Annotated in this window: 17 protein-coding genes and 2 pseudogenes; 13 read left to right on the forward strand and 6 right to left on the reverse strand. The window is 71.9% G+C overall.

The annotated features are described in order from the left end of the window. The first annotated feature begins 170 nt into the window (after positions 1-170). On the forward strand, positions 171-2,648 hold the full coding sequence (locus ACZ49J_RS28950; RefSeq protein WP_467452913.1) for a ThuA domain-containing protein: 2,478 nt from the start codon (positions 171-173) through the stop codon (positions 2,646-2,648). Next, a complete protein-coding gene (locus ACZ49J_RS28955) occupies positions 2,648-4,894 on the forward strand; it encodes an OmpL47-type beta-barrel domain-containing protein (protein ID WP_467452914.1) in 2,247 nt (748 codons plus the stop codon). The genes ACZ49J_RS28950 and ACZ49J_RS28955 overlap by 1 nt, the downstream gene beginning before the upstream one ends. Here ACZ49J_RS28955 and ligD read toward each other — a convergent pair. Beyond that, positions 4,881-5,921: a non-homologous end-joining DNA ligase gene (gene ligD, locus ACZ49J_RS28960; RefSeq protein WP_467452915.1), complete on the reverse strand. Its 1,041-nt coding sequence runs from the start codon at positions 5,919-5,921 to the stop codon at positions 4,881-4,883. The two genes, ACZ49J_RS28955 and ligD, sit on opposite strands and share 14 nt — an antisense overlap. 74 nt (positions 5,922-5,995) lie before the next feature. Here ligD and ACZ49J_RS28965 point away from each other — a divergent pair, with 74 nt between their 5' ends. Further along, positions 5,996-7,060: an ATP-dependent DNA ligase gene (locus ACZ49J_RS28965; RefSeq protein WP_467452916.1), complete on the forward strand. Its 1,065-nt coding sequence runs from the start codon at positions 5,996-5,998 to the stop codon at positions 7,058-7,060. A gap of 123 nt (positions 7,061-7,183) precedes the next feature. Here the strand turns inward: ACZ49J_RS28965 and ACZ49J_RS28970 are convergent, their stop codons facing one another. Next, positions 7,184-8,374 carry a zinc-dependent alcohol dehydrogenase gene (locus ACZ49J_RS28970; RefSeq protein WP_467452918.1) on the reverse strand — a complete coding sequence of 397 codons (1,191 nt, stop codon included), beginning with the start codon at positions 8,372-8,374 and terminating at the stop codon, positions 7,184-7,186. 203 nt (positions 8,375-8,577) lie between these two features. Between ACZ49J_RS28970 and ACZ49J_RS28975 the strand changes: the two genes are divergently transcribed. After that, positions 8,578-9,558 carry a DUF3048 domain-containing protein gene (locus tag ACZ49J_RS28975; protein WP_467452919.1) on the forward strand — a complete coding sequence of 327 codons (981 nt, stop codon included), beginning with the start codon at positions 8,578-8,580 and terminating at the stop codon, positions 9,556-9,558. Between the two features lie 33 nt (positions 9,559-9,591). On the opposite strand, the gene ACZ49J_RS28980 is transcribed toward ACZ49J_RS28975, so the two are convergent. Further along, positions 9,592-10,056: a MarR family winged helix-turn-helix transcriptional regulator gene (locus ACZ49J_RS28980; protein WP_467452920.1), complete on the reverse strand. Its 465-nt coding sequence runs from the start codon at positions 10,054-10,056 to the stop codon at positions 9,592-9,594. Between the two features lie 431 nt (positions 10,057-10,487). Between ACZ49J_RS28980 and pcaH the strand changes: the two genes are divergently transcribed. The 5 genes from pcaH to ACZ49J_RS29005 all read left to right on the forward strand — a co-directional run bounded on the left by pcaH (position 10,488) and on the right by ACZ49J_RS29005 (position 15,308). Then, positions 10,488-11,261 carry a protocatechuate 3,4-dioxygenase subunit beta gene (pcaH, locus tag ACZ49J_RS28985; RefSeq protein ID WP_467452921.1) on the forward strand — a complete coding sequence of 258 codons (774 nt, stop codon included), beginning with the start codon at positions 10,488-10,490 and terminating at the stop codon, positions 11,259-11,261. A gap of 6 nt (positions 11,262-11,267) precedes the next feature. Then, positions 11,268-11,873, forward strand: coding sequence for a protocatechuate 3,4-dioxygenase subunit alpha (gene pcaG / locus ACZ49J_RS28990; protein ID WP_467452923.1), 606 nt, complete (start codon positions 11,268-11,270; stop codon positions 11,871-11,873). Continuing rightward, positions 11,870-13,237, forward strand: coding sequence for a 3-carboxy-cis,cis-muconate cycloisomerase (pcaB, locus tag ACZ49J_RS28995; protein ID WP_467452924.1), 1,368 nt, complete (start codon positions 11,870-11,872; stop codon positions 13,235-13,237). Before pcaG ends, pcaB begins: the two co-directional genes overlap by 4 nt. Continuing rightward, positions 13,234-14,367 carry a bifunctional 3-oxoadipate enol-lactonase/4-carboxymuconolactone decarboxylase PcaDC gene (gene pcaDC, locus ACZ49J_RS29000; protein WP_467452925.1) on the forward strand — a complete coding sequence of 378 codons (1,134 nt, stop codon included), beginning with the start codon at positions 13,234-13,236 and terminating at the stop codon, positions 14,365-14,367. Before pcaB ends, pcaDC begins: the two co-directional genes overlap by 4 nt. Positions 14,368-14,513: 146 nt before the next feature. Next, on the forward strand, positions 14,514-15,308 hold the full coding sequence (locus tag ACZ49J_RS29005; protein ID WP_467452926.1) for an SDR family NAD(P)-dependent oxidoreductase: 795 nt from the start codon (positions 14,514-14,516) through the stop codon (positions 15,306-15,308). A gap of 93 nt (positions 15,309-15,401) precedes the next feature. Here the strand turns inward: ACZ49J_RS29005 and ACZ49J_RS29010 are convergent, their stop codons facing one another. Then, complete coding sequence (locus tag ACZ49J_RS29010) at positions 15,402-18,101, reverse strand: ATP-binding protein (RefSeq protein WP_467452927.1); 2,700 nt, start codon at positions 18,099-18,101, stop codon at positions 15,402-15,404. A gap of 153 nt (positions 18,102-18,254) precedes the next feature. On the opposite strand from ACZ49J_RS29010, the pseudogene ACZ49J_RS29015 reads away from it, so the two are divergent. Continuing rightward, positions 18,255-18,629, forward strand: a pseudogene (locus tag ACZ49J_RS29015) (MFS transporter); the annotation flags it as partial. A 194-nt stretch (positions 18,630-18,823) separates the two neighbouring features. Then, entirely contained in the window at positions 18,824-19,807 is a 984-nt protein-coding gene (locus tag ACZ49J_RS29020; RefSeq protein ID WP_467452928.1) for a DUF2510 domain-containing protein, read from the forward strand. 302 nt (positions 19,808-20,109) lie between these two features. On the opposite strand, the gene ACZ49J_RS29025 is transcribed toward ACZ49J_RS29020, so the two are convergent. After that, positions 20,110-20,757, reverse strand: coding sequence for a TetR/AcrR family transcriptional regulator (locus tag ACZ49J_RS29025; protein WP_467452929.1), 648 nt, complete (start codon positions 20,755-20,757; stop codon positions 20,110-20,112). Positions 20,758-20,991: 234 nt separating this feature from the next. Here ACZ49J_RS29025 and ACZ49J_RS29030 point away from each other — a divergent pair, with 234 nt between their 5' ends. Then, a complete protein-coding gene (locus ACZ49J_RS29030) occupies positions 20,992-21,819 on the forward strand; it encodes a phosphatase PAP2 family protein (RefSeq protein WP_467452930.1) in 828 nt (275 codons plus the stop codon). Further along, positions 21,816-22,781 carry a DMT family protein gene (locus ACZ49J_RS29035; RefSeq protein ID WP_467452931.1) on the forward strand — a complete coding sequence of 322 codons (966 nt, stop codon included), beginning with the start codon at positions 21,816-21,818 and terminating at the stop codon, positions 22,779-22,781. Before ACZ49J_RS29030 ends, ACZ49J_RS29035 begins: the two co-directional genes overlap by 4 nt. Positions 22,782-22,866: 85 nt before the next feature. Here ACZ49J_RS29035 and ACZ49J_RS29040 read toward each other — a convergent pair. Continuing rightward, positions 22,867-23,529 (reverse strand): annotated as a pseudogene (locus tag ACZ49J_RS29040) (LURP-one-related/scramblase family protein); the annotation flags it as partial. Positions 23,530-23,550: the final 21 nt, after the last annotated feature.

Raw genomic sequence — 23,550 nt, forward strand, 5'->3', positions numbered from 1 at the left:
ACGGAATTGACGACAGACGTACCTGTGATGAACGGGTGCGACGGTACCGGCCACGCCCGCGTTTATCCACAGTCAGGACAAAGTTCGTGCCATTGCGGTCATAGGTATTGGCGAACCGTGCAAAGGGGTCTAGCTTCCTTGGCGCTGTTGCTGTGACCGTGGAGGTGCCCATGCACTTACGAGGGTTGAGCACGAGAAGACGGGCCTGTGTGGCGGGCGTGACCGCCGGGGTCGTCGCCGCCGGGCTGCTGTCGGGACCGGCCGCCAGCGCGCGCCCCGCTCCCGAACCACCCCTGACAACGATGTCCATCAAGTCGCCGCCGGGCGGCGCGAACGCGAGAGTGCTGATCTTCTACGGGTCCGCCGCGGCCGGCGAGGAGTCGCCCGTCGTCAACGCCGGCATCGAGACCATCGAGAGGATCGGCCTCACCGGACCGGCCGATCAGCGCTTCGGCGTCGTCGCCACCGACGACGCGTCCGTCTTCACCGACGACACCCGGCTGAGCCGCTTCAACGCCGTGGTGTTCCTCACCGGCGGCGGGGACGTCCTCGACCCGGAGCAGGAGGCGGGACTGGAGGCCTACATGGAGGCGGGCGGCGGTTTCGTCGGCGTCCATGACGCGGCCCGCGCCGAGCCGTACTCGGACTGGTTCACCGGTCTCGTCGGCGCCCGCCCCGCCGCGTCGAGCCCAACGGCCGTACAGCGGGCGACCGTCGAGGTCGGCGACCGGCGGCATCCGGCGACCAGGGACCTGCCGGTGCAGTGGAAGCGGCCGGACCAGTGGTTCAACTGGGTCAAGAACCCCTCGGGCAACGTGCACACGGTGGCACGGGTGCGCGAGTCGACGTACCAGCCGGGAGAGAGCAAGAACGGCTGGGACCACCCGGTGAGCTGGTGCCGCGACTACGACGGCGGCCGCTCCTTCTACACGGCCATGGGCGGCACCGCCTCCTCCTACGACGAGACCGAGTTCCGTTCGCACCTGCGCGGTGCCCTGCTCTGGACGAGCCGCCTGGCCCAGGCGGACTGCAAGGCGACGATCAACGCCAACTACAAGGCGGAGCGCCTCACCCAGCCCAACCAGCCGGGGCAGAACGACCAGATCGGCGAGCCGCACGGCCTGGTGACCGCGCCCGACGGACGCGTCCTGTACATCGGACGGGGAGGCGCCGACTCCTCCCAGCCGGTGATCACCGACTGGAACAACCCGGACATCGGCAAGGGCAGGGGCGAGATCCACGTCTACGACCCGAAGACGAGGAAGGTGACCCTGGCGGGCGCTCTGTCGGTCTTCGGCAACAAGGGCGGTGGGGATGAGCTCACCAAGGTCGAGGAAGGGCTGCTCGGCATCGAGCTGGACCCGCGCTTCGAGCAGAACGGCTGGGTGTACCTGCACTACACCCCGCACTCACGGATCAACCGCGACACGCGGATGGCCGAGCGCTACGTCTCGCGCTTCACCCTCGACCTCGCCACGAACAAGCTGGACCTGAGCAGCGAGAAGGTGCTGCTGAAGTGGCCGGTGCAGATCCACAGCTGCTGCCACTCGGGCGGTGGGATGGCGTGGGACTCCAAGGGCAACCTGTACATCGCGACCGGTGACAACAACTCCAGCGGATTCAGCGATGGTTACTCCGGCAACAACCCGCAGCCCAACTACAAGGGCGTGTCGTTCGCGGACGCGCGCCGCACCGCCGGCAACACCAACAACCTCAACGGCAAGATCCTGCGCATCCACCCGGAGCCCGACGGCACGTACACGCTGCCCGAGGGCAACCTCTTCACGGGCAAGGAGACCGACGAGGGCGGCGGCAAGACGCGCGGTGAGATCTACGTGATGGGGGTCAGGAACCCCGCCCGTATCTTCGTCGACAAGTCGACCGACATCCTGTACGCGGGCTGGGTCGGCCCGGACGCGAGCCAGCCGTCCACGACCTGGGGCCCGGCGAAGTACGACACGTTCGCCGTCATCACCAAGGCGAGCAACCGGGGCTGGCCGTACTGCATGGGCAACAAACAGCCCTACCGCGACCGCAACCTCCCCGACCCGACGAAACCGCTGGGCTGGTACGACTGCGACGCCCCGAAGAACGAGTCCCCGAACAACGACGGCCTGGTCAACCTGCCCCCGGTGACCGGCAACAACATCTGGTACTCGCCCCAGGGCGGCGCCCCGGACTACCCGCGCGACGCGAACGGCGTCCCCTCGTACAAGACCGCGGAAGCCACGTACGGGCTGCCGTGGCTCAAGGGCGGCGGGCAGGCCGCGATGAACGGGCCGGTCTACCGCTACGACGCCTCCGTCACCGACAGCGGCCAGTGGCCCGCCTACTGGGACGGCAAGTGGTTCGTGGGCGACTTCTACGACGCCGACCAGCCGCGCAACGCGGTCATCACCGACCCGAAGACGCACGGCGACGGCGGGCTGCCGGTCCACTCGGAGTCGCTGAAGAAGATCGTGCCGATCGGCAACGACGGCATCAAGAACCTCATGGACTGGAAGTTCGGCCCCGACGGGTCGCTGTACGTCCTCGACTACGGCCGCGGCTTCTTCACCTCGGACGCCAGGTCGGCGCTGTGGCGGGTGACCTACACCGGCGGTGGCCCGACCCCGGCAGCCGACCAGCTGGCGAGGAAGGCGGAGTGATGCGCGAGAGACACACCCGACACACCAGACACCTGATACGCCAAGGGCAGTGGTTGACGGCCCTGTTGGCGGCCCTGCTGATGCTGCTCGGGCTCACCTCGACGTCGGCCTCGGGCCGTTCGCAGCCCGAGGGCGCCCAGGCCGCCGCCCAGACGTTGACCTGGACCGCCGGCGACGACATCACCAAGTACACGACCGCCCCGCGGACGGCGGTCGCGGGACCGACGACGATCGTCTTCGAGAACAGCGTGGCGACCGGCAACACCACGGGCATGCCGCACACGCTGACGTTCGACGTCTCCGACCCCGAGTACAACAACGACGTCCCGCTGAACATCCTGGCCAACCCGAACGACGCCCAGGGCGGCAAGTACACCGCCGAGGTGAACCTCTCCCCCGGCCGCTACCGCTACTACTGCACGATCCCGGGCCACGGCCAGATGCAGGGCATCCTCGTCGTCACCGAGGGCACCGGCGAGGACACGACCCCGCCCGCGACCTCGGCCGAGGTAACGGGGACGCGGAACGCGCAGGGCGCGTACGTGGGTTCGGCGACCGTGACGGTGAGCGCGACCGACGAGAGCGGCGGCTCGGGCGTCGACCGCGTGGAGTACGCGCTGGGGCACTCAGGTGCCTGGCAGCCGTACACCACGCCGGTCGTTATCAACACGGTCGGTGACCATCACGTCCGTTACCGGGCGTTCGACAAGGCGGGCAATGTGTCCGCCGAGAAGAACGCCGACTTCACCGTCGTCCCCCCACCGACCGACGACACCACGGCACCGGAGACGTCGGCGACGGTGACCGGTGAGCGGAACCCGCAGGGCGAGTACCTCTCCATGGCGACGGTCACCGTGTCCGCGTCCGACACCGGCTCGGGCGTCAACACCATCGAGTACGCGCTCGGCGACTCGGGCGCCTGGCAGCCGTACACGGCTCCGGTGATGGTGCACGAGGTCGGCGCGCACAAGGTGCGCTACCGCGCCACCGACAAGGCGGGCAACGTGTCCGCCGAGAAGAACGTCACGTTCACGGTGGTCACCCCGCCTGTGGAGGACAAGACGCCCCCGGTGACCGGGGTGACCGTCGAGGGCGACCGGAACTCTGCGGGCGCGTACCTCAAGAGCGCCAGGGTCACGGTGAGCGCGACCGACGAGCACGGCGGCTCGGGCGTGGCGGCCGTCGAGTACTCGCTCGACGGCGGGCCCTACCTCGCGTACACCGCGCCGGTCGTGGTGGACCGCGCGGGCACGCACACGGTCGCGTACCGGGCGAGCGACAAGGCGGGCAACACCTCCCAGCCGCGCACGGTGACCTTCACCGTGGTCTCCGGTGGCGGTGTCCCGGCGCCCAACTGCGCCGAGTGGGACGAGCGGCTGACCGTCATCGTCGGCACGGTCGACTCGGGCGTGCCGAACCGGATCACCAACAACCGGTGCCGCGTCAACGAGTTGATCGAGGACGAGAAGGAGTGGACCTCCCACGCGCTGTTCCTGAAGCACGTGAAGACGGTCCTGGACCAGCTCCTGAAGGATGGCGTCATCGACCAGCGCGAGTACGACGCCATCCAGAAGGCCGCCCGTCAGTCCGGCATCGGCAAGCCCGGCCAGACCGAGGGCTACCGCACGATCCTCGACGGGACGCAGGAGTCCTTCGCCAAGTGGCAGCAGGTGGGCGGCGGTTCGTTCGCTCTGAACTCCGACGGGTCGATCACCTCGGGGACGACGAAGGACGGGCTCGGCATGCTGTGGTTCCCCGAGCGGAAGTACGGCGACTTCTCGCTGCGCCTGCAGTGGCGTGACGACGCGCCGGGCACGGGCAACGCCAACTCGGGTGTGTTCGTACGGTTCCCGTGGGTCCACGACCACGCCGAGGAGTCCCGCCCGGAGTGGGTCGCCATCAAGTACGGGCACGAGGTGCAGGTGCTCGACCGGCCCGACGGCGACATGTACAAGACCGGCTCGGTCTACGGCTTCGACCGCGTGGGCCTCGCCGGTGCGGGCGTCACCCAGAAGGGCACCTGGAACGACTACGAGATCCGCGTGGTCGACCAGCACTACTCGGTGTACCGCAACGGCGTGCTGATCAACCAGTTCGACAACATCGGCGGGCAGGCCTTCACCCCGCCGCGCGCCGACGACCCGGGCACGGACGGCCGGCGGTTCGCCTCCGGCTACATCGGGCTCCAGGTGCACGGGACCACGGACGTGGTGTCGTACCGGGACATCCGGGTCAAGGAGCTGTAGGAGGTTCCTTCTCGGCCGGGGCCTTCTTCGCGCGGCTCGGCTGTACCCGCTTGGGTTCCCCCGGCATCTTCGGGTACTCGGGCGGGTACGGCAGGTCGCCGAGGCCGTGGTCGTGCTCGTCGCGGGAGGCCAGCTCCAGCAGGGCCTCCAGCGAGAAGGCGTGATCGTCCATGTCCGCGTGCACGTCGCCGTGTTCGGCGAAGCGCGCGGGCATGGTCGCGAGGTCGAAGTCCCGGGGGTGGGCGTCGCCGACCTCGTCCCAGCGCAGGGGCGCGGAGACCGGGGCGTGCGGGCGGGGACGTACGGAATAGGCGGAGGCGATCGTGCGGTCGCGGGCGGTCTGGTTGTAGTCGACGAAGATCTTGCTCCCGCGTTCCTCCTTCCACCAGGCCGTGGTGACGTGCTCGGGCATCCTGCGCTCCACCTCGCGGGCGACCGCGATGGCCGCCCGGCGCACCTGGGTGAACGTCCAGCGGGGCTGGATCGGCACGAAGACGTGCAGGCCGCGCCCGCCGGACGTCTTGGGCCAGCCCGTCAGGCCGCCGTACTCGTGGAGGACCTCGCGGAGTTCGTGGGCGGCGCGGACGGCGTCGGCGTAGTCGGTGCCGGGCTGCGGGTCGAGGTCGATGCGGAGTTCGTCGGGGCGGTCGACGTCGACGCGGCGCACCGGCCAGGGGTGGAAGGTGAGGGTGCCGAACTGGGCCGCCCACACCACGGCGCCGACCTCGGTGGGGCACATCTCGTCGGCGCTGCGACCGCTGGGGAAGGTGATGTGGGCGGTGGGGATCCAGTCGGGCATGTTCTTGGGCGCCCGTTTCTGGAAGAACGACTCACCGGTCACGCCCTCCGGGTAGCGCTCCAGGGTGGTCGGGCGGTTCCGCAGGGCGCGCAGGATGCCGGGGCCGACGGCGAGGTAGTAGCGGGCGAGGTCCAGCTTCGTGAAACCGCGCTCCGGGAAGAAGACCTTGTCGGGGCTGGACAGCCGTACCGTCCGGCCCGCCGCCTCCAGCTCCACCGCATCGCCCATGCGAGCCACGGTAGGCGCAGAGCACATCCCCCGCACACCGGGCGGAACGCAAGGAATGCCCCGAGAATCGGAGCATGGACCTCCCTGTGATGCCACCCGTGATGCCGATGCTCGCCAAGTCCGTGGCGAGGATCCCGCCGGGCATGCACTACGAGGCGAAGTGGGACGGTTTCCGGGCGATCGTGTTCCGCGACGGGGACGAGATGGAGCTGGGCAGCCGTACCGGCAAGCCGCTGACCAGGTACTTCCCCGAGCTGGTGGAAGCACTCAAGGGGCGTGTGCCGGAGCGTTGCGTCCTCGACGGCGAGATCGTGATCGCCCGGGAGGGGCGGCTCGACTTCGACGCGCTGACCGAGCGCATCCATCCCGCCGAGTCGCGTGTCCGCATGCTCGCCGAGAGGACGCCCGCGTCGTTCGTCGCCTTCGACCTGCTCGCCCTGGGGGACGAGTCGCTGCTCGACGTGGCACTCGCCGACCGGCGCGACCTGCTGGTGGCGGCCCTCGCCAGGGCCTCGGCGCCCGTCCATGTCGCCCCGGCCACCACGGACATCGGGGTGGCCGAGCACTGGTTCGAGCAGTACGAGGGGGCGGGCCTCGACGGGGTGATCGCGAAGCCGCTCACGCTGGCGTACCGGCAGGACGAGCGCGCGATGTTCAAGATCAAGCACGAGCGCACGGCGGATGTGGTCGTCGCGGGCTACCGCCTCCACAAGAGCGGGCCGGTCGTCGGTTCGCTGCTGCTGGGGCTGTACGACGAGGGGGGCACCCTCCAGCACGTGGGGGTCTCGGCCGCGTTCCCCATGAAGCGGCGCGCCGAACTGGTGGAGGAGTTGGAGCCGCTGCGGATGGACGACGTCGCCGAGCATCCGTGGGCGGCCTGGTCGGACGAGGCGGCGCACGAGACGGCCCGGCTGCCGGGGGCGCCGAGCCGGTGGTCGGCGAAGAAGGACCTCTCGTGGGTGCCGTTGCGGCCCGAGCGGGTGGCCGAGGTGGCGTACGACCATATGGAGAACGGGGTGCGGTTCCGTCATACGGCGCGGTTTCGGCGGTGGCGGCCGGATCGGGCGGCGGGGAGCTGTACGTATGGGCAGCTCGAGGAACCCGTGCGGTATGACTTGACCGAGATCCTGGGGCCGTAGCCGTCGAGCGTCTGCCGTGCTGATGTGGTCGTGTCGCTGCGGGTGCGTTGTGGCTTGTCGCGCCCACGCGGCGGAGCCGCATATCGAGCACAGCCCCGCGCCCCTAGCGGGGCGCGCCCCCTCTCACGGCTGCATGAGCACCTTCACCGTGCCCTCCTCCTTCCGCTGGAACGCCCCGTAGGCGTGCGGGGCCTCCGTGAGGGGGATGCGGTGGGTGGCGAAGCCGTCGACGCCCAGGGGGTCGTCGTCCGTGAGCAGCGGGATGATGTCGTCGACCCAGGTGCGGACGTTGGCCTGGCCCATGCGGAGCCGGATCTGCTTGTCGAACAGGGTGAGCAGGGGCAGCGGGTCGGCCATGCCGCCGTACACGCCGGAGAGCGAGATGGTGCCGCCGCGCCGTACGAGGTCGATGGCCGTGTACAGGGCGGCCAGCCGGTCCACACTGACGCGTTCCGCGAAGCGTGCGCCGATGGCCCTGGGGAGCAGCCCGGTCGCGGTCTGGGCGAGGCGGGCTGCGGCGCTGCCGTGGGCCTCGGTGCCGACGGCGTCGATGACGGAGTCGGGTCCGCGGCCCTGGGTCTGCTCGTGGATCGCCGCGACGAGTTCCTTCTCGCCGTCGAAATCGCGGAGGTCGTACGTCTCCACGCCCCGCTCGCGCGCCCGGCGCAGCCGCTCGGGGACCAGGTCCACACCGAACACCTGTTCCGCGCCCTGGACCTGGGCGACCCGGCAGGCCATGTCGCCGATCGGGCCGAGGCCGAGGACGGCCACGCTGCCGCCGGGCGGGATGTGCGCGTACTGGACGGCCTGCCAGGCGGTCGGCAGCACGTCGGAGAGGTAGACGAACCGGTCGTCGGGCGGGCCCTCGGGCACCTTGATGGGCCCGTACTGTGCCTGCGGAACGCGCAGGTACTCGGCCTGGGCGCCCGGAACCGATCCGTACAGGCGTGTGTAACCGAAGAGGGCGGCGCCCATGCCCTCGCCGGTGCACTGGGTGGTCTCGCACTGGGTCGGCAGGCCCTCGACGCACATCCAGCAGTGCCCGCAGGCGATCTGGAAGGGCACCACGACCCGGTCGCCGGGGCTGAGGTCCGGCACCTCGGCTCCGACCTCCTCGACGATGCCGATGGGTTCGTGGCCCAGGATGTCGCCGGGTGTCATGAACGGGGTGAGCACCTCGTAGAGATGCAGGTCGGAGCCGCACAGTCCGGAGGAGGTGACGCGGACGACGGCGTCCGTCGGCTCCTGGATCACCGGATCGGGCACGGTCTCCACGCGCACGTCCCGCCTGCCCTGCCATGTCACTGCCTTCATCGCGTCGCGCTCCGTCCCTCGGGTTCTGACACGGGGTCTCGGGTCACGCCCGGGTACCCGGGGGCCCTCCCGCGAACCGCCGGGCGGGCCGGTGGGCCGACTGGCCTACCGGAGCAAACCCGGGCAGAAGACGGCGGGTATGGCCATCCGTGGCCCTATAAGCGCACAATCGACGACAAACGGACAAGGTGGCCACAGTGGGCATGAGACAGAGAACGCAGGCGCGACGCGGCAGGATGACGGCGGCGCTGCTGGCCGCGGCGGTGGCGGGTTCCCTCATGGCGGGCTGCGGCAACGGCTCGGGGAGCGACGACGGGCAGGGAAAGGGCCAGGGCCGGCTGGGCGACGACCGGACGAGCACGGCGCCCCCGGGCTCCGTACTCACCGTCAAGATCGACAACAGCGCGACGGCCCGTCCTCACACCGGGCTCGACGCGGCGGACGTCGTGTACGCGGAGGAGGTCGAGGGCGGTCTGAGCCGGCTGATGGCGGTGTACGCGACCAAGCTGCCGGGCACCGTGGGGCCCGTGCGCAGCGCACGGGAGTCCGACCTGGAGCTGTTGCGCCAGTTCGACGAGCCGACGCTGGCCTTCTCGGGGGCCCAGAGCAGGCTGCTGCCCCTGATCGACCAGGCACCGCTGCACGCGAAGACCCCCGGGAACGCGGCCGACGCGTTCTTCCGCGGCTCCGGCAAGCCCGCGCCGCACAACCTCTATCTGCGCCCCGGGAAGCTGTTGGACTCCGCGCCCGGCGCCGACGCCCTCACGACGGGCTACCACTACGGCGAGGCCCCCGACGGCGGCACTCCCAAGGAGTCGCGCACGGTGAGCTACGCGGCGGCCCGCTTCACCTTCACCTGGTCCGGGAGCCGGCAGCACTGGCTGGTGACCATGGACGGCACGCCGACGGTGACGACCGACGGCAAGCGGGTGACCGCCGCGACCGTGGTCGTGCAGTACGTGAAGGTGCGGCCGTCGCAGTTCAAGGACTTCCTCGGCAACAACACGCCGTTCACCGAGACCGTGGGATCGGGCAAGGCCGAGGTACTGCGGGACGGGCGGGCGTACGACGTGAACTGGGAGCGGGAGAAGGCCACGGACGGTACGGACTTCACCACGGCGGACGGCGAGCAGGTGAACTTCGCCGAGGGGCCGGTGTGGGTGGTGTTCGCGAAGGCCCGCTGAGCGGGATCGCCGACCAGGATGGGGCCTGCCCGGTCAGGTGCGGGTCGCGAGGGGTTCCCCCGGGTTGCGGAGCCCTTCGGCGGCGTCCGAGACCCGTCGGAGGAGGTCGAAGAAGACGGTCTGCTCCTCGGCGGACAGCGGGGCCAGGAAGACCTGGTTCATCCGGGCCGCGCGCACGGTGAGCTTGCGGTGGGTACGGTCGCCCTCCTCGGTGAGGCGCAGCAGGAAGCGGCGGCCGTCCTGCGGATCGCGCACCTTGTCGAGGAGCGCGCGCCGCGTCAGCCGGCTGATCACCTCGGCGACGGTGGAGCGATCGAGACCGACCCGCTCCCCCACCGTGCGCTGGTCCAGTCCCGGCTCGGCGACGAGCGTGTTGAGGACCGCGAACTGCGGCGAGGTGATCTCCTCCGAGACCATCGCGTTCCACAGCAGGTAGTGGGCCTGCTGGAGCCTCCGGGCCAGGTGCCCGGGGTGGGTGGTCAGATCCACCGCGGCCATGTGCACTCCCCAGGTCGTATTCGTTGGTGCACTGAACAATACCGGCAGAGCACCGCCCCTGTCCCCGGCTGGCGCATACACATGACCTCGGTGTTCTTCGAGGTCTTGACGCCCCGCCGCACCAGTGGCAGCGTGAGGGACACCTCGCTGAAATAATCAGTGCCCTGACTAATTGCTGGCCCGGGTACTCGGACGGAGGGGCTTCACGGATGGACAAGGTGGTCGCCACAGCCCTGGAGGCGGCGGCGTCGGCGTCGCCGCTTTGTGCGTCGGCGTCGGCGTCCGCCGGGGGCTCGCGCTCGTCCTCGAACGCCGGACGCTCCGCCGGGCGGCGCCGTTCGCCACCGCGGGCCGTCTGTGGCTGGTCGCGCCGTTCCCCGCGCCCCTGAAGGGGCGCCTGCCCCCAACCGACCTTCCTTCCAGGAACTCCCATGACTCTCACCCAGCACGACATCGACCAGGAGATCGCGGCCGAGCACGCCGCGTACGAGAAGCGGATCGCCGACGGCGCCCCCGTCGAGCACCAGCCGCGCCGCGACTACGCGCCGTACCGTTCCTCGATGCTCCGTCACCCGAAGCAGCCGCCGGTCGCCATCGACGTCACCAAGGACCCGGAGCTGGTGGAGCTGTCCTCCCCCGCCTTCGGCGAGCGTGACATCACCGAGATCGACAACGACCTCACCCGCCAGCACAACGGCGAGCCGATCGGCGAGCGCATCACCGTCTCCGGGCGGCTGCTGGACCGTGACGGGCGGCCGGTCCGCGGTCAGCTCGTCGAGATCTGGCAGGCGAACTCGGCGGGCCGGTACGCGCACCAGCGGGAGCAGCACGACGCGCCGCTGGACCCCAACTTCACCGGCGTCGGCCGCACGCTCACCGACGCGGAGGGCCGCTACCACTTCACGACCATCCAGCCGGGCCCCTACCCCTGGCGCAACCACCTCAACGCCTGGCGGCCGGCCCACATCCACTTCTCGATGTTCGGCACGGCGTTCACGCAGCGGCTGGTGACGCAGATGTACTTCCCGAGCGACCCGCTGTTCCCGTACGACCCGATCATCCAGTCGGTGACCGACGACGCGGCGCGGCAGCGGCTGGTCGCCACCTATGACCACAGCCTGTCCGTGCCGGAGTTCTCGATGGGTTACCACTGGGACATCGTGCTGGACGGCCCGAACGCCACCTGGATCGAAGAAGGGCGCTGACCTGCCATGACGAAGATCGACACGAGCAGCCCCGAGAGCGTGCTGCCCACCCCCTCGCACACGGTGGGTCCCTTCTACGGCTACGCGCTGCCGTTCCGCGGCGGCGAGGACATCGCGCCCCTCCGGCACCCGGACACGATCACCGTCCACGGGTACATCCTCGACGGCGCGGGCGAGCCGCTGCCCGACGCGTTCGTGGAGCTGTGGGGGGCGGACCCCGACGGGAACGTGTCCACCACCGACGGATCACTCCGGCGCGACCCGGCGTCCGGTGACTATCTGGGCCGCAACGGTGTGGAGTTCACCGGCTGGGGTCGCATCCAGACCGACGCCAACGGGCACTGGTACGCGCGGACGCTGCGACCGGGTGTCCGGGGGCGGAGCGCTCCGTACATCAGCGTGTGCGTCTTCGCGCGCGGGCTGCTGGTGCACCTGTTCACGCGGATCTACCTGCCGGGTGACGAGGCGGCGCACGCCACGGACCCGTTGCTCGCCCGGCTCGACGAGGAGCGGCGCGGCACGCTGATCGCCGGGGACGAGGGCAACGGCACGTACCGTTTCGACATCCGCCTTCAGGGCGAGGGCGAGACGGTCTTCCTGGAGTTCCAGTGACTTCTGCCGGTTCCGACGGCTTCGGCGGCTCGGACAGCTTCGAAGGTTCCCCTGCCGGTCTGCTCGCCCCGGGGTCGGCCGGCTCGCCCGCGTCCGTCTCGACGAGCGACACCGCGTATCTGCGGGCGCTGCTCGACGCGGAGGTGGCGCTGACCCGCGCCCAGGCCTCGCTGGGGCTCGCCCCGGAGCAAGCGGTGACGGCGGTGGCCTCGGCGGCCGTGCCCGAGGGTTTCGACCCGCGGGACCTCGCGGCCCGTGCGCGGGCCGGCGGGAACCCCGTCATCCCCCTCGTCGCGGATCTGACGAAGGCGGTCGGCGCGGAGTACGGCCCGTACGTCCATCGGGGCGCGACCAGCCAGGACATCATGGACACGGCGACGATGCTGGTCGCGGTGCGGACGCTGGACCCGGTGCTGGCCGATCTGGAGCGGGCCCAGGGGGCGCTCGCCCGGCTGGCCTCCGCGCACCGTGACACGCCCATGCCCGGGCGGACGCTCGCCCAGCACGCGGTGCCGACGACGTTCGGGCTGAAGGCGGCGGGGTGGCGGTCGCTGGTGCTGGACGCGAGGGACCGCCTCAGGGCCGTACGGGACGGTCTTCCCGTGCAACTGGGCGGTGCGGCGGGCACGTTGGCCGCGTTCGGCGTGTTCGGCGCCTCGGACGCGCGGGCGCTGACCGCCGCGTACGCTCGCGAACTCGGGCTGGCGGAGCCGCTGTTGCCCTGGCACACCCTGCGCACTCCGGTCGCCGACCTCGCCGGCGCACTCGCCTTCGCCGCGGGGGCCCTCGGCAAGATGGCCGTCGACGTGCTCACCCTCGCCCGCACGGAGATCGCGGAGGTCTCCGAGGGCAGCGGCGGTGGCTCGTCCGCCATGCCGCACAAGGCGAATCCCGTGCGGTCCACGCTGATCGCCGCGGCCGCCCGGCGCGCACCGCAGCTCGCGGCCACGCTGTACGGCTCGCTGTCGGCCGAGGACGAGCGGCCCGCCGGGGCCTGGCACGCCGAGTGGGAGCCGCTGCGGGATCTGCTGCGGCTGGTCGCGGGAGCGGCCGGGAACGCCGTGGAGCTGACGGAGGGGCTCCGGGTGCACACCGGCACGATGCGACGGCACCTCGACCTCACCCACGGACTGATCGTCTCGGAGCGGCTGGCCGCCGAGCTGGCGCCCGTACTGGGGCGTGCCCGCGCCAAGGAACTGCTGACCGAGACGGCGAAGCGCACCTACACCGAGGGCCGCTCTCTCGCCGAACTGCTCGCCGAGGAACCGGAGTTGAAGGACATCGACCTCGCCGAGCTCACTGACCCCACCCGTTACACCGGCTCCGCCGGAGCCCTCACCGACCGTGCTCTGGAGCGACGTTGACACTCAACCACCGTGCCGAGGGCCCATCCACCGCTCCCCCGCTGCTGCTGGGCCCCTCGCTCGGCACGTCCACCGCGCTCTGGGACAAGGTGGCGCCCGAACTGTCCGCCACGCACCGGGTGGTGCGCTGGGACCTGCCGGGGCATGGAGGCTCGCCGGCCGCGCTCATAGGGCCGGGGGCCACCGTCGCCGACCTGGCAGGCCTGGTGCTCGCGCTCGCCGACTCCCTCGGCATCGAGCGGTTCGCGTACGCGGGTGTCTCGCTGGGCGGAGCGGTGGGCCTGCATCTGGCGGTCCACCACCCGGAGCGGGTGTCGGCGCTCGCCGTGATCTGTTCCTCCGCGCACTTCGGCGGCTCCACGGCCTGGGAGGAGCGGGCCGCTTCGGTGCGCCGCGAGGGCCTGGCGCGGCTCGCGGAGTCGGCCGACTCCCGCTGGTTCACGCCCGGTTTCACGGTGCCCGAGCTGGTGGCCGACCACCGGAACGCGGACCCGGAGGCGTATGCCGCCTGCTGTGACGCGCTGGCCGCGTTCGACCTGCGGGACCGGCTTCAGGAGATCACCGTGCCCACCCTGCTCGTCGCGGGACGCCAGGACCCGGCGACGCCTCCGGCGCATCTGCGCGAGATCGCGGACGCGGTGCCGGGCGCGGCCCTCGTCGAGCTCCCCGGTGCCTCGCACCTGGCGCCGGCGCAGTGCCCTGAGGCGGTCCTGACCGCGCTGCGGTCCCATCTCCTGGGAAGTCCGAAGCGCGGCATGGAGGTGCGCCGCGAGGTCCTCGGCGACGCGCACGTGGACCGCGCACAGTCCCGGCAGACCCCGTTCACCGCCCGCTTCCAGGACTTCATCTCCCGCTATGCCTGGGGCGAGATCTGGACGGACCCGACGCTCACGCGCCGCGAGCGCAGCATGATCACGCTGACCGCGCTGGTGGCGCACGGCCACTACGACGAGCTGGCGATGCACGTGCGCGCGGCCCGCCGCAACGGGCTCACGCCGGAGGAGATCGGGGCGGTGCTGCTGCAGACGGCGGTGTACTGCGGTGTCCCGGCGGCGAACTCGGCGTTCGCGACGGCCCAGCGGGTGCTCGCGGAGGAGGATCCGGCGGACGGGCAGCCGGCGGAGGGGTAGCCGGCGGACGGTCTCCGCCGGAGGGGAACGACTCCCGGGCCTGAACCCCCGCTGGGTGATCCTGCTGGGTGATCCCGCTGGTCGTAGCCCCAGCACCACCTCCTCCGCGCCTCTTCCGTGCCTCCCCGTCCGCCTACGGTGGAGGCATGTCCACTGTTCTGCTCACCGGTGCCACCTCCGGACTCGGCCGCCACGTCGCCTTCGAGCTGGTCCGGGCGGGGCACGTCGTCCTCGCTCACGGCCGCGACCCCGGCCGTACGGAGCGGCTCGCCGAGGACCTGCGCGCCCTGGGCGAGGCGCACGCGTACGTCGCCGATCTGGCCTCCCTGGCGCAGGTCCGCGACCTGGGCGCCCGGGTCGCCGCCGACCACCCCGGGCTCGACGTGCTCGTCAACAACGCGGGCGTGGGCAGCGGCCCGCGCGACGCGGTCAGGGAGCTGAGCCACGACGGCCACGAACTGCGGCTCGCCGTGAACTACCTGGCGCCGGTGGCCCTCACCCGCGCCCTGCTGCCCGTGCTCCGCGCGAACGCGCCCGCCCGTGTCGTGAACGTCGGTTCCGCCGGTCAGGAGCCCGTCGACTTCGGTGATCCCGAGTTCACCCGCGGCTACCACGGCATGTCGGCGTACTGCCGCGCCAAGTTCGCGCTCGCCGCCCACACGTTCACGCTGGCCGACGAGCCGGCGGCGACCGGTGTCTCGGTGAACGTGCTGCATCCGGCCACCTTCATGGACACCGCGATGGTCCGCGAGGCCGGTGTCTCCCCGTGGTCCACGGTCGCCGAGGGAGCACAGGCCGTGCTCGCGCTGATCACCCGGGATGACGTGGGGTCGGGGGGCTACTTCGACGGCACGTCGCCGTCCCGGGCCCACGAGCAGGCGTACGACCCTGACGTTCGCAAGCGCCTGGAGGCGATCACGGAGCAGTTGCTCGCTCTCTAGAGACTCCGCGGGGCGTCCGCGGGGCATCTGAGATGCGTCTGGGAGGCGTCCGCGCGGCGTCTGGGAGGCGTCCGCAGGGTGAGAGCGGCGCGGTCACCCGGACCGGCCCCGGCTACCGAAGTCCCCGCCCACGTCCAGCGCCCGCCGTGCCCGGGCCGCCAGTCCGTCCGCGCCGCAGGAGCGCGCCAGGGCCAGGCCCTTGTGGAGTTCCGTGGTGGAGCGGCAGGCGATGCCGTACTCCACGCGCGCGACGGCGTGTTCGTAGGCGCAGGGGGACGCCTCCAGGTGGGTGACGGCCCGGGCGTACAGATCGGTGGCGCGCCGGCCGGTCTCCAGGGCCGCGGCCAGGCGCAGGGCCTCTCCCAGGGCCGTGGCGGTGCCGAAGCGTTCGGCCCGGCGGCGGACGGTGAGCGCGAGTTCGGCCGCGCGGCGCGGGTCCTCGTGGGCGAGGGCACGGGCGAGGTCGCCGGCCCAGGGCGCCGCCACGGGGTTGTGGTGGCCGCGGGCGTCGGCGGCCTTCTCCGCGGCCTGAAGTTCGTTGATGCCCTCGTCCCTGCGGCCGGTGGCGAGGAGAAGCCGGCCGCGTAAGGAGCGGGTGTCGGGCAGGACGATGGTGGAGGGGTACGGCGGGGCGAAGCCGTACCGCTCCGCGATCTCCCAGGCCGCGTCGACATGTCCGCGGGCGAGCAGGGTGTCGACGAGGTTGCAGGTCGCCGTCCAGTACAGCGGCAGCCCTCGGCCCACCCGTTCGGCGATGCGCAGCGACTCGCGCAGGGAGGCCTCCGCGTCCTTCAGGCGGCCCCTCCTGCGCTGTCCGAGACCGACATAGGCGTGGGCCAGGGCGAGGTGGCCCCCGCTCCAGCCGGCCGACTCGTAGGCGCGCAGGGCTTCGGCGTACAGTCTCTGGGCCTGGTCGAGCCGATCCGCGTAGGCGTACGCGGTCGCCAGCATCAGCAGTGGTTCGATGCCCCACTCGGTGTCCGTCCAGCCGAGTCCGGGGGCGAGGCGGCCGTCGACGAGGGCGCGGTCGCAGTGCTCGACGACCTCCTCGGCGTTGTCCCCGCGCGTCATCAGGTCGAAGCCGCGGAGGATGAGCAGTGCGCGCTCCGAGTTGTCGCGGCCCGTGCAGGTGGCCGCGAGGGCGGCGAGCTCCTCGGAGCGCTCCGGTAAGTGCTCCTCGCCCGGGTGCAGGCACTGCCACATGGAGCTCACCGCCTTCAGCCGCAGCCGGGCGGGGCCGGGGCCGAGCCGGGCGGCCTCCGTGTCGACCGTGCGGACGGCGTCCTCCAGCTGGTCGTTGTGGAGGAGCGCCTGGGAGAGCCGGACCACGGCGTCCACACGGGTGTCACCGTCGAGACCCGGCGTGGCGAGGGCCGACCGGAGGTAGTCGATGGTCGTGGACGGCGAGGTCAGGAGCGTGGCACAGCCCAGCTCGTAGAGCACCTCGGCGTGGACGCCGGGCTCGGGCGGTTCCAGCAGGGCGCGCTCCAGGCAGCGGCGGGCCGCGTCGGGTGCCCCGATGGCGAGGTGCTCGCGCGCGGCCTCACGCAGCTGCTCGACCACCTCGGGGTCGTCGTCCGGGTGGACCTTGAGCAGGTGGCGCGAGGCCGCGGCGGCTCCGAGCCCGGAGGCGGTGACGACCTCGGCGGCCACACCGTGCAGGGCGGTGCGCATGGCGGGCGGGATGGAGTGGTACACGGCGGTGGCGATCAGCGGGTGCACGAACTCCAGGTCGCCGTCGCCGACCTGACGGGACGTCCGGTCGGTCTCGGTGAGGATGCGGGCCGCGCTGAGCAGCCGGGCGCAGCTCATGGCCTCCTCGGGGCGCATGGTGGCGAGCGTGGCGACGAGTTCCACGGTGATGCCGGTGCCGAGGACGGCTGCGGCCCACGCGAAACGGGTGGCGTCGGTGCCGAGCCCTTCGAGGCGGGCGACCAGGCCGCGGCCGCGGGCCGTGCGGTTCAGGGCGCGCAGTTCGGCGGCCGACGACTCGACCGGTTCCAGCTGGCTGTCCTGGACCTTGGCGAGGAGTTCCACGGTCTCGTAGGGGTTGCCGCCGGTGACCGCCCAGACCTCGCGGCAGAACGGCGCGTCGGCGTGCTCGCCGACCGTGGTCCGGGTGAGGCCCGCGGTCGCCTCGGGGGTCAGCGCGCTCAGTGGGGCGGTGGGGCGGGCCGTGGCGGCGACCACGTCGAGGAGGCCGGCGCGCTCCCCGGTGACGTCGCCCGGGCGGCGGGCGACCACGACGAGGACGGCCAGTTCGTCGAGGCGCTGGGCCAGCGCGGCGAGCCAGTGCAGGGTCTCCTGGTCGGCCCAGTGGGCGTCGTCGATCAGCAGGACGAGCGGCCGGTCCCGCCGGGCGAGCCGGCCGGCGGCCGCGATCAGACCGTCGCACACGCCCCGCGGATCGGCGAGCCGGTCTCCGGGGGCCGCTATCCCGAGCGCGGGGGCGGCGACGTCGTACCAGTCACCGAGGTACTCCCGCGCCTCGTCCGGCATCAGCGACCAGAACGCGGGCTGCATCAGCTGCCGTACGACGTTGAAGGGGACGGAGGTGACGGTCTCGCCGCCGCGCGCAGACCACACCGTGCAGCCGCGCTCCTCCGCCAGGCGACGGGCCTCGGCGAGGAGCGCGGTCTTGCCGATGCCCGCCTCGCCCTCGAACACGAGGAGGGCGCCCCGTGACGTCCGGTCCTCGCGCAGGTCGTCGATCGCCTCCTCGATGGCGGCGAGTTCCGCGTCGCGCTCCCACAGGGAGGCCGAGGCGGCCGCTCCCGGCCGTTCCTCCGTCATCCCGGTACCTCCCCAGGTGGCCCAAACGACGTACGGGGATCGAGCGTAGTCGTCCGGGAGCCAGAGGGAGGGCGGTCCGGGCAGGAGGAGCTGACACGAGTGACAGCCGGTGCGCGAGGTCGACACGCCACCCCCGTCACCACACCGGTGAAACTGATGCTGGCTCTGCCGCTGCTCGACCTCCTGCAGAGCCCGGGGACGTCACACGTGCTGAAGGGCACGGCGGTGTTCGCGGCGGGAGCGGTGGTGGGCCTGATGGCGGGCCCCGGCCCGGCGATGCCGGCCGAGCTCTTCCCGGCGAACGTCCGCTGCACGGGCCTGGGGCTCGCCTACGCCCTGTCCAACGCCGTCTTCTCGGGCTGCGCGGGGCTGATCATCACGGAGACGATCGAGAGGACGGGAAGCGCCGACATTGACCGAGCACGGGCTGCCGGGGACGTGTCCGGCGAGTACGGGGGCACGGCACGCGAGCGTGCTGGGGTCGGTGACGCCGGGGCAGGGCGGGTTGCCGTCGGTGGGGAGTGCTGAGCGGGGGCCGGAGCGGTTGGTGTGTGAAGGGGGCCGGGTGACCGGGGTGCGGGGCGCCGGGGATTTTCGCCCCGCCGCCGAGCCCCGAGCGGGGTCGAAGGGGCGGATCCCCCGGAGGACGGGACGGGTAGGGGCGGCGGGGGCGGAAAGCCCCCTCTCATCCATCTTTCACGCTCACCTCATACCGTGGCCCCATGACCCAGGAGACTCCCCCCGGCTGGTACCCCGACCCCGGGCAGACAACTGACGGCCCCGCCACCGAACGCTGGTGGGACGGCACGGCATGGACGGACCGGATCCGGCCCGCGGAACCGGCCGCCGCATGGGGTCCCCCTGCGCAGTCGCCGCCCGCGGGGGCGGCGTATCCGGCGGCCATGGGACCCTACCCGGCGTACCCGCCCGCACCCCCGCGGCGCGGCCTGCGCACCGGCATCGCCGTCGCCGTGGCCGCAGCCGTTCTGGCGAGCATCGGCGTGGGCGTGTACGCCCTCACCAAGGACGACGGAGGAGCATCGGAAGCCAGTTCGCGTGGCCCGGGCGGGCAGAACGGCCAGGGCGGCCCCGGCGGAGGACAGGGCGGGCCCGGCGGCGGCTCGGGTGGCCGGACCCCGGAACCGGGCGAGTCCGCACAGCCGCGGATCGTGGACGGTTACGCCGTCGACCCGGTCAACGGCATCGGCATCCCGGTGCCGGACGACTGGAGCGCCCAGTCGCTCACGGTGGGCGTGCAGGTCACGAGCAAGGATTCGTACGAATGCCCCGGCGACCCGTCCAAGACCTGCACCCGCGGCGGCGCGTACTCGGCGCCCTCCGAGGTGCTGAAGCTGGACGCCACCACGGCCGAGGCCGCCGCGAAGGCCGACATCGAGAAGAACGCCGAGGAGGCGTACGGCGGCACCACGTACGGGAAGATCACCTCGCACGACGAACTGGCCTCGAAGGCGGTGACGGTGGCCGGCGAGAAGGGCTACATGGTCCGCTGGAAGGTCGTCACGAGCGAGGGCGCCGACGGTTACGTGGAGTCGCTCGCGTTCCCGGCCCCCGCCGACCCCGACCGGCTCGTCGTGATCCGCTTCGGCATCGACGTCGGCTCCAAGGCGCCCGAACAGTCCGTCATCGACGACATCACCAAGGGCATCAAGGAGATGTCGGGCGGCGGCAACGGACAGAACGCCTGACACATGGGCATCCCGGCCGGAAGACACAGGCCGGACCGGAAGGCACAGGCCGGGCCGGAAGGCACGGGAGACGCGGAGAACACGGAGTCGGGCAGAACGCGCAGAACGCGGAAGGCGCGGTCCGGCGCATCCGGAACACCGTGCCCGCGAACAAGTCGGCCGGGTGGAGCTCCCCTCCGCTCAAGAGGAACCCCACCCGGCCGGTGATGCGCGCCGCCCCCGTCCCCACGGAGTGGCGCGGCCGGGCCGGCGTACGGGTCATGCCCCGGACGACGGCCCGCGCTCTGACGACGACCCGCGTTCTAACGTAACGTCGTGCCCCCCGGCCGCTTCTCACCCAGCCCGAGCGCCGGGAGGACGGCCGCCTCCACGAAGCGGGCCAGATACGCCTCGTCGGCGTCCCGTCCCTCCAGGAGCGGGCGGGCCCGCAGCACACCGAGGATCTGCGCGGGCACGTACTCCAGCGCCGGGTTGTCCGCGGCGATCTCGCCCCGGGCGACCGCACGGTCGAGGAGCCCCCGCAGACCTGCGATCTCCGGCTCGACGAACGCGTCGCGCATAGCCCGCTGCAGGTCCGCGTCCTGTGTGATGGCGTGGGCGAGCCCATGGAGCAGCCGGGCGTCGGGGCCGAACCAGTCGGCGCCGGCCCGTGCCGCCACCTCCCGCAGGTCCCCGGCGAGCGAGCCGGTGTCGATGTCGGCGAACCGCCGGCAGCGGCTGGCCCGCAGCGCGGCCGCAACGAACTGGGGCTTCGTCTTCCACTGCCGGTACAGCGTCGACTTGCTGCACCGCGTGCTCGCGGCGACGCCCTCCATGCTCACCGCGTCGTAACCGCACTCACGGATCTGGTCGAGCACGGCGTCGAAGAACTCCCGCTCACGCTCAGGCGTGATCTTGGAGCGGCGCGAGGCTGCGACCGTCTCCGGTCCGTCCGCTGCCTGCGACGTCATGGACTCTCCCTCTTCTCGACTCGGGGCCTGTCAACTCGGGGCCGCGATCCGCGGTCTTGATCGGTGGGCTGTCTCACACAGTGTATAGCGATACGCCACTGTACCGAAACGCCTTCGTATCGGTACAGTGACGTATCGGTACACCACCGTATCGGTACGCACGCGTACCGGTCATCCGCACGTCGTCAGCAGTCATCAGAAGTCGTCAGCAGTCGTCAGCAAAGGGGCCGGGGGATGACAGCCCGAACCGAGCCGGCAGGATCCGAGTCCGACGCGGCCATACGGCGCCGGGCGGCGCCCGACAGCGCCGCACGGCCGCCCCTCGTCCGTGAACTCCTGCTCGTCGCGGGACTCTTCCTCGTCTACAAGTTCGGCCGGCTGCTGGCGAACGACCACACCGGCGAGGCCTTCCGCAACGCCCACCGTGTGTGGGACTGGGAGCGGGCGCTGCGCCTGCCCGACGAGGCCACCGTGCAGTCCGTGCTCCTCCACGGCGACGGGCTCGCCCAGCTGGCGAACAGCTACTACGCGGTCGTCCACTTCCCGGCCACCGCGGCCTTCCTGGTCTGGCTCTATCTGCGACGGCCGGCGCACTACGTGTGGGCCCGCCGGGTCCTGGCCGCCGTCACCGCCGCCGCCCTGCTGCTGCACCTGGCGTTCCCGCTGGCTCCGCCGCGCATGCTCGACGGCACGGGCCTCGTCGACACCGCCCAGGTGTACGGGCCCTCGGTGTACTCGGCGACCCCGGCGACCGACTCGCTGGCGAACCAGTTCGCGGCGATGCCCTCCCTGCACTTCGGCTGGGCGCTGATGGTCGCCATCGGCCTGATCGCCGCCACCCGTTCCCGCCGGCGGTGGCTGTGGCTGCTGCACCCGCTGGTGACCCTGCTGGTGATCGTCGGCACGGCGAACCACTACTGGCTCGACGCGATCGGTGCCGCCGGACTGCTCGGCCTCGCCCTCGCCGCGATCCACCTGCCGCACCGCACGACGGCCACCGCCCTGCGCGCCCCGCAGCTCGTCACGGCCGACGAGCCCGTCCTGGTGGGAGCGGGCCGATGAGCGCCACCCTCGTCGCCGTCGCCCTCTCCCTGTTCTCGGCCGTCGCCTACGCCGCCGCGGCCGTCGCCCAGGAGCGGCTCGCGTCCCGGAGCGGTGACGCGGGTGTGGGCCGGCTGCTCGCCAGTGGCGCCTGGTGGGGCTCCGTCCTGCTCAACGCGTCCGCCGCGCTGCTGCACGTCGTGGCCCTCAAGTACGGTCCGCTGACCGTGGTGCAGCCGCTCGGCGCGCTCACCCTGGTGGCCGCCGTGCCGCTGGGCGCGCGGATGGCCGGGCGGCGGGTCAGCGCGGTGGAGTGGCGGGGCACCGCGTTCACGCTCGTCGGGCTCGCCGCGATCCTGGTCGCCGCGTCCGGCCCCGCGCCCGACGACGTGCTGAGCGTGCCGGAGGCCCTCGCGGTGTCCGGGGTGACGGCGGCCCTGATCGGCCTGCTGGCCCGGCCGGGAGCGCGGCCGGGACTGCGGCACGCGACCGCGTCCGGCATCACCTCGGGCGTCGCGTCGGCGCTCACGCAGACCGTGACGGTCGCCGCGACGGACCGCTCGGGCTCGCCGCTCAGCGTCCAGGTGATCGGGGTGGCCCTGCTGGTCGCGGCTTTCGCCGCGGGCGGGCTGCTGCTCTCCCAGACCGCCTACAAGGGCGGCCTCGGCGCCCCGCTCGCCGTGGTGACCCTGGCCAATCCGGTCGCCGCCTCGGTGATCGGCCTGTCCCTGCTGGGCGAGCAGGTGCGCTCCGGCCTCGTGGGCGTGCCCCTGGCCCTGGTGGGAGCGGCGCTGGCGTCCTGGGGGGTGGTGCTGCTGTCGCGGGCGGCGCCCGGACCGCACCCGGTGGACCTGCCGGCCCCGGACGACGACCACCCGGTGGCGGCGGTCCTCGCGCTGGAGCCCGGGCAGGCACCGTACGAGCCCGCCCTTGTGCCCCGCCGGCCGGCTCCTCCCTCGCCGGAGCACCTGACTCCGTTGTGACCCCCGGCTAACAGGACGAACAACATGAGCGAGGGGTGGGTGGCACGCGTCGCGCGTGCCACCCACCCCTTGCTCGTGGCCGGGTTCAGCCGAGCCCGCGCGCGTCCTGCTTCAGCGCCGTGTCCACCGTCAGCGCCGTCGCCACGACGAGGCTGAGCAGCGGCTCGGGCAGCTGGTGGTGGATCTGCAGGACGTAGTTGTCCGCGGTCGTGAACATCGTCTTGGCCAGGCCCTCCCAGGTCTTGGTGATCCGGGCGACCTCGTTGCCGGCGTGGTCGACGATCGCGAAGTTCCAGGCGCGCCAGTTCTCCGCCTTGACGGCGCCGACCTGCTGACCATCCGCGTTGATCGCGAAGTTGATCTTCCCGATCATGTTCTGCTGGACGATCTCGCCGACCTGGCTGCCGTCCGGGCGCCGCACGATCACCCGGGACTTGAATATCTTCCGCGGCCGCGTGAGCATCAACTGCGGCTGCCCGTGCGCGTCGCGGATCTCCAGCTTGTGGGTCATGTACTGGTCGAGGCTGGCGACGAAGCGCAGGATCTTCTTCAGCGCGCTCTGCCCGACCTGGACGACCGATCCGAGTTGGTTGCCCTGCTGGTCCATGACCTTGTACTCATTGGTCAGCTCGATCAGCTTGGCCTTCTGGTTCACCACCAGGACGGGCTCGGTGAAGAGGGTGCCGCCGCCGGGGCCGCTCGGGGCGACCCCGGCCTGTTGCCGCACCTGTCGCTGCACGCGCGGATCAGACGATCCACCTGCAGAAAT

Source organism: Streptomyces sp. NPDC030840, from assembly GCF_055572015.1.